Below are 9,741 nucleotides of genomic sequence, written 5' to 3'. Positions count from 1 at the left end.
GTCTCGGCCGGGGCCTCGACCGGCACCGCGGCCGGCACCGCGGGGCCGAGATGTGCCGTCCCCACCGGCGGCGGTCCGGCCGGATCGCGCAGCCACGCCAGGACGGCGCCCAGCTGCGGTCGGCGCCCGGGCTCGGGGTCGAGCGCGGCCGCGAGCAGGTCGAGCAGCGGGGCCGGCACCCCGGTGAGGTCGTACTGGCCACGCCGCGCGCGATCCATGATCGCCATCGACGGACCCGTCCCGAACGGTCCATGTCCGGTGGCGGCGTAGGCGACCGTCGCGGCCCACGAGTGCACGTCGGTGGCAGCGGTGGCGTCCTCACCGTGCAGGATCTCCGGCGGGAGGTAGCCGGGGGTCCCGAGCAGCCAGCCGGTGTGGGTGATCTTCGGATCGTCGGCGACCCGGGCCAGCCCGAAGTCGATGAGGACCGGGGTGCGACCTTCCATGATGACGTTGGAGGGCTTGACGTCGCGGTGCAGCACGCCGGCGTCGTGACAGGCCTGGATGCCCTCGGCCAGACAACGGGCCAGCCAGTACAGGTCGCGGCCGGCGACCGGCCCCTCCTCCACCACCTCGTCGTGCAGCGAGAGACCCGGGACATAGCGGGTGGTGACGTACGGCACCGGCCCCCACGGGTCGGCGTCCAGGATCTCGGCGACCCAGCGCGAACGCACCCGCTGCAACGAGGAGACCTCGCGGGCCAGCCGCGCCCGCCCCTCGTCGTCCCCGACGATCTGCGGCCGCAGCACCTTCAGCGCCACCCGCTGCCCGGTGCGTCCATCGCGCGCCAGATGCACCACGCCCATGCCGCCCTGGCCCAGCGAGGCCAGCAGGGTGTAGTCCCCCACCGCCTGCGGCCCGGCCGCCTCATGTCGCGATGCGCTCGTCACGCCACGAGATTACCGGCTCGACCCGCGGACTCCTGGGAACGCGGGAGCACCACCGCTAGGTCACCCGGCGGTCCGGGCCACGGCCCAGATGGTCGGCCGCAGGACATTAGGTTAGCCTTTCCTCTTGTGTCTGCGCTCGCCTCAGCTCCGAAGACTTCCTTCGGTCTCGACCGCGCGCGTCGACACCCGGTGGTCGGGCTGGTGGTGGTGCTGGTCGCGCTGGCGATCACCGCCGTGTTGAGCCTGGCGGTCGGCGCCCGGTCGATCGCGCCCGGGACCGTGCTGCACGTGCTGTTCTCGCCGGACGGCTCGGATGCCTCGACCGTCATCCACCAGCTCCGGGTGCCGCGGACCATGGTCGCCCTCGGGGCCGGCCTCTGTCTCGGCGCGGCCGGCGCGCTGATGCAGGGGCACACCCGCAACCCGCTGGCCGAGCCCGGCCTGCTGGGCGTCTCCTCCGGCGCCTCGCTGGCGGTGGTGCTGGGCATCACGCTGCTGCACGTCACCTCGCCGGCCGGGTACGCCTGGTTCGCCCTGGTCGGCGCCGGCGCCGCGGCGGTGGCGGTCTTCGCGATCGGCTCGGGGCGTCGCGGACCGGACGCGGTCTCGCTGGTACTCGCCGGTGCGGCCGTCTCCGCGCTCCTCTCCGCCTTCACCCAGGCGGTCATCCTGCGCGACGAGCAGACCCTCGACGCCTACCGGTTCTGGGCGGTCGGGTCGGTCGCGGGTCGGGACATGGACGTGTTCTGGCAGGTGCTGCCGTTCATGGTGGTCGGCCTGGTCGTCGCGCTGTTCAACACCCGGGCCCTCAACCTGCTGCAGCTCGGCGAGGAGACCGCCGTCTCGCTCGGCATCCATCCGCTGGTGCACCGGATCGTCGGCGTGGCCGCGGTGATGCTGCTCACCGGAGCGGCCACGGCGGCCTGTGGACCGATCGGGTTCGTCGGCCTGGTGGTGCCGCACGTCGCGCGAGCGCTGGCCGGTGTCGACTACCGCTGGGTGCTGCCGTACTCGGCGCTCATCGGCGCGCTGCTGCTCCTGGCCGCCGACATCATCGGCCGAGTCATCGCGCGACCGGCCGAGGTCCAGGTCGGCATCGTGATGGCGCTGGTCGGGGGGCCGGTGTTCATCTACATCGTTCGCCACATCCGCACCATCCGGATCTGACCGCCGCACCCCGCCCGCACTCGTTCGCACCCGACCACACCTCGCCCCCGCACACCGCCCGAGAAGATCACAAGGAGCCCCAGCCGCGATGGCCCTCAGCCTCCCCGTCCGCGTCGGACCGGCCTCCTGGCTGGTCTCGAGACGCGCCGTGGTCGCCACCGCGGCCGGCGTGGTCGCGCTGGCCGTGCTGTTCCTGCTCGACATCTCGCTGGGCGACTACACCATCGCGTTCAAGGACGTGCTTGCCACCCTGTTCGGCGGCGGCGATGCCGGCCAGCAGTTCATCATCCACCAGATCCGGCTGCCGCAGGCGCTGGTCGCCGTACTCGCCGGTTGCGCGCTCGGACTCTCCGGTGCGCTGACCCAGACCTTCGCCCGCAATCCGCTGGCCAGCCCGGACATCCTGGGCGTGACCGAGGGCGCCTCGGCCGCGGCGGTGGCCACCATCGTGCTCAGCGGCGCCAGCGGGTACGGCGGCGGCCTGGTCAGCGGCACACTGCAGAAGCTCGGGCTGCCGGTCGCCGCGCTGATCGGCGGCCTGGCCACCGCGGCACTGCTCTATCTGCTGTCCTGGCGCCGCGGCATCGACGGCGGCCGGCTGGTGCTGATCGGCATCGGCCTGGGCGCCACCCTGACCGCCATCACCGAGTGGCTGCTGGTGCGTGCCCGGATCCAGGACGCCGCCAGCGCGGCGGTGTGGCTCAACGGATCGCTGAACTCACGCAGCTGGGACCAGGCCTGGCCCCTGCTGGTGACGCTGGTGCTGCTCGCCCCGCTGAGCTTCCTGCTGGTGCTCCGCCTCAACGCGCTGCAGCTCGGCGACGACACCGCCCGCGTGCTCGGTGTCCGTCTCCAGACCACCCAGCTGTTGATCCTGGTCGCCGCCGTGGGGCTGGCCGCGATGTCGGTCTCCTCGGTGGGACCGTTGGAGTTCGTGGCCTTCGTGATGCCCCAGATCGCGCTGCGGCTCACCGGTGGCTCGCGGCCGCCGCTGCTCGCCTCGATGGTGTACGGCGCCGTCCTGGTCGTCGCCGCGGACCTGGTCACCCGGGTGGTGCTGCCGTTCTCGCTCCCGGCCGGGCTGGTGACCGCCGTCATCGGAGCGCCGTACCTGATCTGGCTGCTGCTGCGGCGCAATCGAAAGGTGAACGCATGACCCGGCTCCAGGCCCGCGGCCTCACCGTCGGCTACGGCGAGGCGCCGGTGCTGCACAAGGTCGACCTCGACGTCCGCGACGGGCGGGTGACGGCCATCGTCGGCCCCAACGGCTGCGGCAAGTCGACCCTGTTGCGCACCCTCGCCCGGCTCCTCAAGCCGGTCAGCGGCGAGGTGCGCCTCGATGACCGTCCGCTACCCGGCATCTCCACCAAGGAGGTGGCCCGCCGGCTCGCGCTGCTGCCCCAGACCCCCATCGCCCCCGACGGCCTGCTGGTCCGCGACCTGGTCGGCCGCGGTCGGCATCCGCACCAGCGCTGGTTCCGGCAATGGTCGCCGGAGGACGAGCAGGTGGTCGAGGAGGCGTTGGCGCTCACCGACATCACCGAACTGCGCGATCGACCGATCGACGCGCTCTCCGGTGGCCAGCGGCAGCGCGCCTGGATCGCCATGACGCTCGCCCAGGACACCGAGCTGGTGCTGCTCGACGAGCCGACGACCTATCTCGACCTGGCCCATCAGGTGGAGGTGCTCGACCTGATCAGCCGGCTCAACGCCGAGCGCGGCCGCACCGTGGTGATGGTGCTGCACGACCTCAACCTGGCCGCTCGCTACAGCGACCACATGGTGGTGATGAAGGAGGGCGTCGTGGTCACCGAGGGCGCGCCCGCCGAGGTGCTCACCTCGACGATGCTGGCCGAGGTGTTCGGCCTGCACGCCGACATCCTCGCCGACCCCCGCACCGGGCTGCCGGTGATCGTGCCGATCTCGTCCACCCCCGTCCCCGGAACCTCCGAAGGAGACCCCACCCATGCCCGCTGAGCATCAGCACCTCACCCGACGCGGCGCGCTCGCCGCGCTCGCCCTCTCCCTCGGCTCCGTCGGGGCCCTGGCCGCCTGCGGCAGCGAGTCGAGCGGCGGATCCAGCACCGGATCCAGTACCGGATCGGGCAGCGCCGGAGCGGACGGCAGCTGGACCTTCACCGACGGCCTCGGCCAGAAGATCACCCTCGATCACACCCCGGAGCGGATCGTGGCCTACGGGGACGAGGCCGCCGCGCTGATCAACTTCGGGATCAAGCCGGTGGCGATCTTCGGGTTCACCAACCCCGCCGACGACCCGATGTTCGACGGCATCGACCTGGACGGCATCGAGATCATCGGGACCGAGTACGGCGAGATCAATGTGGAGAAGCTGGCCGCGCTCCAGCCCGACCTGATCCTCACCACCACCTACGACGGTGACAAGCCGAGCCTGATGTACGGCTTCAAGGACAAGACCCAGATGAAGACCATCCGGGCCATCGCGCCGGTCGCCGGCATCCTGCAGTCGGGTCTGGCCACCGACGTGATCGAGTCCAACGAGGAGCTCGCCTCCTCCCTCGGCATCGACGTGGACGGCGGCCAGGTGGCCAAGGACCGGGCCACCTTCACCAAGGCGGGCGACCGCCTGAAGAAGATCGCCAAGCGCGGCCTGAAGATCATCACCGTCTACGGCGAGGACGCCAATCTCTACTACGTGATCCCGAGCGACGACCCGGCGGTGGCCTACTACGCCTCGCTCGGCCTGGACTTCATCGACACCGGCACCAAGAAGGACTACTACTGGCACATCGTCAGCTGGGAGAACGCCGACGAGTACGACGCCGACGTGGTGCTGTACACCACCCGCGACTCCTACACACCGGAGCAGTTCGAGAAGCAGCCGACCTTCGCCCGGGTGGCGGCGGTCAAGGCCGGCCAGTTCTTCGGCTGGGACTCGGTCGGCATGGACTACGTCTCCCAGGCCCGCTACATGAACAAGCTCGCCGACTACCTGGACACCGCCAAGAAGGTGGTCTGAGATGCCCCCGCGCCGCTCCGGAGCGGTCGACCGCCGTACCCTGCTCGGCGGCGCCGCCGGGATCGGTCTGGCCGGCCTGCTGGCTGCCTGCGGCAGCTCCGGGGAGGCCAGCGACGGGTCCTCGAGCGCCTCGTCCGGCGGCGCCTTCCCCGCGACGATCACGCACAAGTACGGCTCCACCCGCGTCACTCAGGCTCCCCAGCGGGTGGTGGTGGTCGGCGTGATCGAACAGGATGCCCTGCTGGCGCTCGGCGTGGTGCCGGTGGCCACCACCAAGTGGTTCGGCGAGCCCGGCGAGATCTTCCCCTGGGCGAAGGACGCGCTGGGCGACGCCGACCTCCCGACGGTGCTCGACGCCGACGACGGGATCGACGTGGAGAAGGTCGCCTCGCTCTCCCCCGACCTGATCATCGGGGTCTACTCCGGCATGACCCAGAAGGAGTACAAGCTGCTCAGCGCGCTGGCGCCGACGGTGGCCCAGCCGCAGGACTACGTCGACTACGGCACGCCGTGGGACGTCTGCCTGACGATGGTCGGCGAGGCGGTCGGGAAGCCCGATGAGGCCGACGCGCTGCTGACCAAGACCAAGAGCCGGATCAGCGACGCCGCCGCCGACAACCCGGACTTCGCCGGTCAGAGCGCGGTCGTGGTCACGCCGTACGAGGGACTGTGGGTCTACGGCCCCGAGGACCTGCGCGGACGGCTGCTCGCCGACCTGGGATTCAGCTTCCCCGACAGCGTCAGCAACCCGGACGCCGACGAGTTCGGCTGGTCGCTCTCCGAGGAGCAGGCCAGCAAGCTCGCCGACGTCGGCGTCGTCGTCTGGTTCGACGGGGACAAGATGTCGAAGGGGATGTCGGCGGTCTGGAGGCAGACCGACACCTACACCGAGGGCCGCTGGTTCGACCTGCGCTCCAGCGACGGCTACCTCTATCAGGCGATGTCGTTCCTGACCCCGCTGAGCATCCCGTACGTGCTCAAGCGCTACCTGCCGAAGCTGGCGGCCGCGGCGGACGGTGATCCCGCCACGAAGGTGCCGAGCACCACGAGCTGACGAGGCCGCTCCGGCCGCCGAGCTGCTCAGACCAACCGGTGCATCCAGCCGAAGGTGTCCTCGGCGCGGCCGAACTGGACGTCGACGAGCTGCTTGCGGATGGTGGTACCGACCTCACCGGTCGGCGGCGAGGCCAGCGAGCCGCCCTCCCAGACCAGCTCGCCGACCGGGGTGATGACGGCGGCGGTCCCGCAGGCGAAGATCTCGGTGATCTCGCCCGAGGCGACGCCATCGCGCCACTCGTCGATAGAGATCCGGCGCTCCTCGGTCCGGTAGCCGAGTTTGCCGGCCAGCTCGATGATCGAGGCCCGGGTGATGCCCTCCAGGATCGTCCCGGCCTCGGGGGTGACGATGTGCCCGTCGGCGTGGACGAAGTAGAGGTTCATCCCGCCGAGCTCCTCGACGTACCTGCCTTCGCTGGCGTCGAGGAAGACGACCTGGTCGCAACCGTGTGCGGTGGCCTGATCCTGGGCGACCAGCGAGGAGGCGTAGTTGCCCCCGGTCTTGGCGGCGCCCATGCCACCCCGACCCGCGCGGGTGTAGTCCTCGGTGAGCCAGATCCGGACCGGCTTGACCCCGCCCTTGAAGTAGGCGCCGGCCGGCGAGGCGATCACCATGTAGGTCACGTGCTGGGCCGCACGGACGCCGAGGAACGGCTCGGAGGCGAACATGAAGGGTCGCAGGTAGAGGCTCTTCTCGGAGCCCTCGGTGGCCTGCGGCACCCAGCGCCGGTCGACCTCGACGAGCGCACGCACCGACTCGACGAAGTCCTCGATCGGCAGCACCGGCAGCGCGAGGCGCCGGCTCGACCGGGCCATCCGGGCGGCGTTCGCCTCGGGCCGGAACGTCCAGATGCTGTCGTCGGGATGACGGTAGGCCTTCATCCCCTCGAAGATCTCCTGCGCATAGTGCAGGACCGAGGTGGCCGGGTCCAGGCTCAGCGGGCCGTAAGGCTCGATCCGGGCGTGGTGCCAGCCGTCGGCGGGCGTCCACTCCACCGCGAACATGTGGTCGGTGAAGAAGGTGCCGAACCCCGGTTCGGCCAGGATCTCCGCAAGTCGTTCGTCGCTGACCGGGTCCTGCGACAGGTTCGTGGTGATCTCCATGGGATCAACCTAATCCTTCCTGATCGGCTCCTTCGAGCCGGAGTCGGCCGCGTTCGGTCGGCCGACCCGGACGGCCCCGAGGGGCCGGGTCGGCGCGCGAGTCGGCGGGTCAGGCCAGGCGGGCGGCGATGGCGTCGCCCACCTCGGCGGTGGTGCGGGGGGTGGCGGGCCGCTCGGCCAGGTCGAGGAGGACGGCCTCGTCGATCGCCGCGGCGGCCTCGCTCTGGCCCAGGTGGTCGAGCAGCAGCGCCGCGGACAGGATGGCCGCCGTCGGGTCGGCCTTCTGCTGGCCGGCGATGTCGGGAGCCGAGCCGTGCACCGGCTCGAACATGCTCGGGAAGGTGCGGTCCGGATTGACGTTGCCGGAGGCCGCCAGCCCGATGCCGCCGGTCACCGCGGCAGCCAGGTCGGTGAGGATGTCGCCGAAGAGGTTGTCGGTGACGATCACGTCGAAGCGAGCCGGGTCGTTGGCGAGGAAGATCATGGCGGCGTCGATGTGGATGTAGTCCACCGAGACCTCGGGGAACTCCTCGGCGACCTGCTGGGTCAGCCGCCACCACAGCGAACCGGCGTTGACCAGCACGTTGGTCTTGTGGACCAGGGTGAGCTTCTTGCGCGGTCGGCGCCGGGCGCGGGTGAAGGCGTCGCGGACGACCCGCTCGACGCCGTACGCGGTGTTGACCGACACCTCGGTGGCGATCTCGGCCGGCGTGCCGACCCGCAGCGCGCCGCCGTTGCCGGTGTAGGGACCCTCGGTCCCCTCCCGTACGACGACGAAGTCGATCTCGCCGGGCTCGCGCAGCGGGCTGGTGGCGCCCGGGAAGAGCCGGCTGGGCCGGAGGTTGACGTAGTGGTCGAGCTCGAAGCGCAGCTTGAGCAGCAGCCCGCGCTCGAGGATGCCCGGAGGCAGGTTCGGGTCGTTCGGCTTGCCGCCGACGGCGCCGAGGAGGATCGCGTCGTGTTCCTTGATCTCGGCCAGCACGGAGTCCGGGAGCACCTCGCCGGTGGCCAGATAGCGTTCGGCACCGAGGTCGTAGCGGGTCTGCTCGAACTTCACCGCCGAGGCGGTCTCCAGGACCTTCAGCGCCTCGGCGGTGACCTCGGGGCCGATGCCGTCGCCGGGGATGACGGCGAGCTTGAGACCGCTGGTGGGGCCGGCCGGGGAAGGCGATGCGTCACTCATGAGGTGAACCTTAGTTGTCGTCCGGACGCTCGCCGACGCCGTCCCGCGCTTCGAGCGTCCGGCTGATCGCCTCGTAGCTGTGCGGATTCTCGGGGTCGTGGCTGGCGGGTCCCCATTCGGGGTAGCTCTCGTGCATCGTTCTCGTCCTTCGCTGGCTGCGATCGCTGGATGGTGCTCGGACAGGGATCGATCTGACGGTCCCTGAAGGAGGAGAAGCCGAGCCGGCGAATACGGACGTCGCCGAGGCCACCGCGACGAGGTGGCCTCTCCTGGCAGCTACTGCTGCGTGGCCCCGTCGCGGCGTCCGGCTACGAGAAAAATGGTCCGCATGGTGTGTTCAGGCTAGACGAGGGACCGCCGTCCCGGCCACCGACCCGCCGAGGTCGTCCGCACTCCGAGACGATCCGTCCGTCATCGGCGGGGATTGTCGGACAGACTGTGGGAGTGAGTGCCCCGCCAGAGCTGCCCGAGATCGTGACCCGAGCCTTCGACGTCAGCCGCCGGGCGGGCTATGTGTCCTTCTGCCGCAACGAGACCGGACGGCTGCTGGCCGCGTTGGCCGCGACCCGGGACGGCACGATGGCCGAGTTCGGCACCGGCTGCGGCGTCGGTACGGCCTGGCTGCGTTCGGGCGTGCGCCGCGACTCGGCGCAGATCGTGACCGCCGAGCTCGACGAGGGGCTCGCCCAGGCCGCCGGCGAGATCTTCGCCGCCGACCAGCAGGTCGAGGTGCTCGCGGCGGACTGGTCGACGCTGCGCGACCGGGGCCCGTTCTCGCTGCTGTTCCTGGACGCCGAGACACCGGGCGAGGTCAGTCCGGACCAGCTCGCCGATCTCGTCGAGGAGGGCGGCATCGTGGTCGTCGACGACCTGACCCCGTCCGACGTGTGGCCCCCGCTGGTGCACGGCCGGGTCGACTCCCTGCGCGAGCGCTGGCTGGTCGACGAGCGCTTCACCGCGGTCGAGGTGATGGTGGCGACGGGTACGTCGGTGCTGATCGCCACCAAGCGCTGAGGCCACCACGCCCTGAGGCCACCAAGCGCTGAGGCTGGCTCTTCCGGCGCCAGCGTGCGGGCAGTGCCCCTCACGCTCTGCCGGGCAGTGCCCCCACGCTCGCCCGAGCAACACCCCCACGCTCGCCGAGCAACACCCCCACGCTCGCCGAGCAACACCCCCACGCTCGCCGAGCAGAGGCAAATGGTCTCCCCCGCTTCGCTCCTCCGACCATTTGCCTCTGCTCGGCTACCGGACGTGCGCTTCGCGCCGTCCGCCGTGGTTGGGGTTGCCTGACCGGGCACCCACCCCAAGGGACTCCCCCACCCCAGGACATGCGCTTCGCGCCG

The 9,741-nt window shown here is 71.0% G+C and carries 10 protein-coding genes; 6 read left to right on the top strand and 4 right to left on the bottom strand.

Features of this window, described 5'->3' with window-relative positions; all coding sequences use genetic code 11:
- Positions 1 to 890: serine/threonine-protein kinase (locus QM638_RS06785; RefSeq protein WP_415141194.1), on the bottom strand; the 890-nt coding region annotated here is incomplete at its 3' end.
- A 126-nt stretch (positions 891 to 1,016) separates the two neighbouring features.
- Between QM638_RS06785 and QM638_RS06780 the strand changes: the two genes are divergently transcribed.
- The 5 genes from QM638_RS06780 to QM638_RS06760 all read left to right on the top strand — a co-directional run bounded on the left by QM638_RS06780 (position 1,017) and on the right by QM638_RS06760 (position 6,109).
- Positions 1,017 to 2,057 carry a FecCD family ABC transporter permease gene (locus QM638_RS06780; protein ID WP_415141193.1) on the top strand — a complete coding sequence of 347 codons (1,041 nt, stop codon included), beginning with the start codon at positions 1,017 to 1,019 and terminating at the stop codon, positions 2,055 to 2,057.
- An 88-nt stretch (positions 2,058 to 2,145) separates the two neighbouring features.
- Positions 2,146 to 3,213, top strand: a complete 1,068-nt coding sequence (locus QM638_RS06775) for a FecCD family ABC transporter permease (RefSeq protein ID WP_415141192.1) — start codon at positions 2,146 to 2,148, stop codon at positions 3,211 to 3,213.
- Positions 3,210 to 4,034: an ABC transporter ATP-binding protein gene (locus QM638_RS06770; RefSeq protein ID WP_415141191.1), complete on the top strand. Its 825-nt coding sequence runs from the start codon at positions 3,210 to 3,212 to the stop codon at positions 4,032 to 4,034. Before QM638_RS06775 ends, QM638_RS06770 begins: the two co-directional genes overlap by 4 nt.
- Positions 4,024 to 5,055 carry an ABC transporter substrate-binding protein gene (locus tag QM638_RS06765; RefSeq protein WP_415141190.1) on the top strand — a complete coding sequence of 344 codons (1,032 nt, stop codon included), beginning with the start codon at positions 4,024 to 4,026 and terminating at the stop codon, positions 5,053 to 5,055. Before QM638_RS06770 ends, QM638_RS06765 begins: the two co-directional genes overlap by 11 nt.
- A 1-nt stretch (position 5,056) precedes the next feature.
- Positions 5,057 to 6,109: an iron-siderophore ABC transporter substrate-binding protein gene (locus QM638_RS06760; RefSeq protein ID WP_415141189.1), complete on the top strand. Its 1,053-nt coding sequence runs from the start codon at positions 5,057 to 5,059 to the stop codon at positions 6,107 to 6,109.
- A gap of 26 nt (positions 6,110 to 6,135) precedes the next feature.
- Here the strand turns inward: QM638_RS06760 and QM638_RS06755 are convergent, their stop codons facing one another.
- The 3 genes from QM638_RS06755 to QM638_RS06745 all read right to left on the bottom strand — a co-directional run bounded on the left by QM638_RS06755 (position 6,136) and on the right by QM638_RS06745 (position 8,534).
- Positions 6,136 to 7,215: a branched-chain amino acid aminotransferase gene (locus QM638_RS06755; protein ID WP_415141188.1), complete on the bottom strand. Its 1,080-nt coding sequence runs from the start codon at positions 7,213 to 7,215 to the stop codon at positions 6,136 to 6,138.
- Between the two features lie 109 nt (positions 7,216 to 7,324).
- A complete protein-coding gene (locus QM638_RS06750; protein ID WP_415141187.1) occupies positions 7,325 to 8,398 on the bottom strand; it encodes a 3-isopropylmalate dehydrogenase in 1,074 nt (357 codons plus the stop codon).
- Positions 8,399 to 8,408: 10 nt separating this feature from the next.
- Entirely contained in the window at positions 8,409 to 8,534 is a 126-nt protein-coding gene (locus QM638_RS06745) for a hypothetical protein (RefSeq protein ID WP_415141186.1), read from the bottom strand.
- A gap of 308 nt (positions 8,535 to 8,842) precedes the next feature.
- On the opposite strand from QM638_RS06745, the gene QM638_RS06740 reads away from it, so the two are divergent.
- Complete coding sequence (locus QM638_RS06740; protein WP_415141185.1) at positions 8,843 to 9,412, top strand: O-methyltransferase; 570 nt, start codon at positions 8,843 to 8,845, stop codon at positions 9,410 to 9,412.
- Positions 9,413 to 9,741: the final 329 nt, after the last annotated feature.

The sequence above is a fragment of the Nocardioides sp. genome (assembly GCF_047606145.1).
In the GTDB taxonomy this organism is placed as follows: domain Bacteria; phylum Actinomycetota; class Actinomycetes; order Propionibacteriales; family Nocardioidaceae; genus Nocardioides.
The sequence above is the reverse complement of the archived record's forward strand: the minus strand, read 5'-3'. Positions and strand labels throughout refer to the sequence as shown.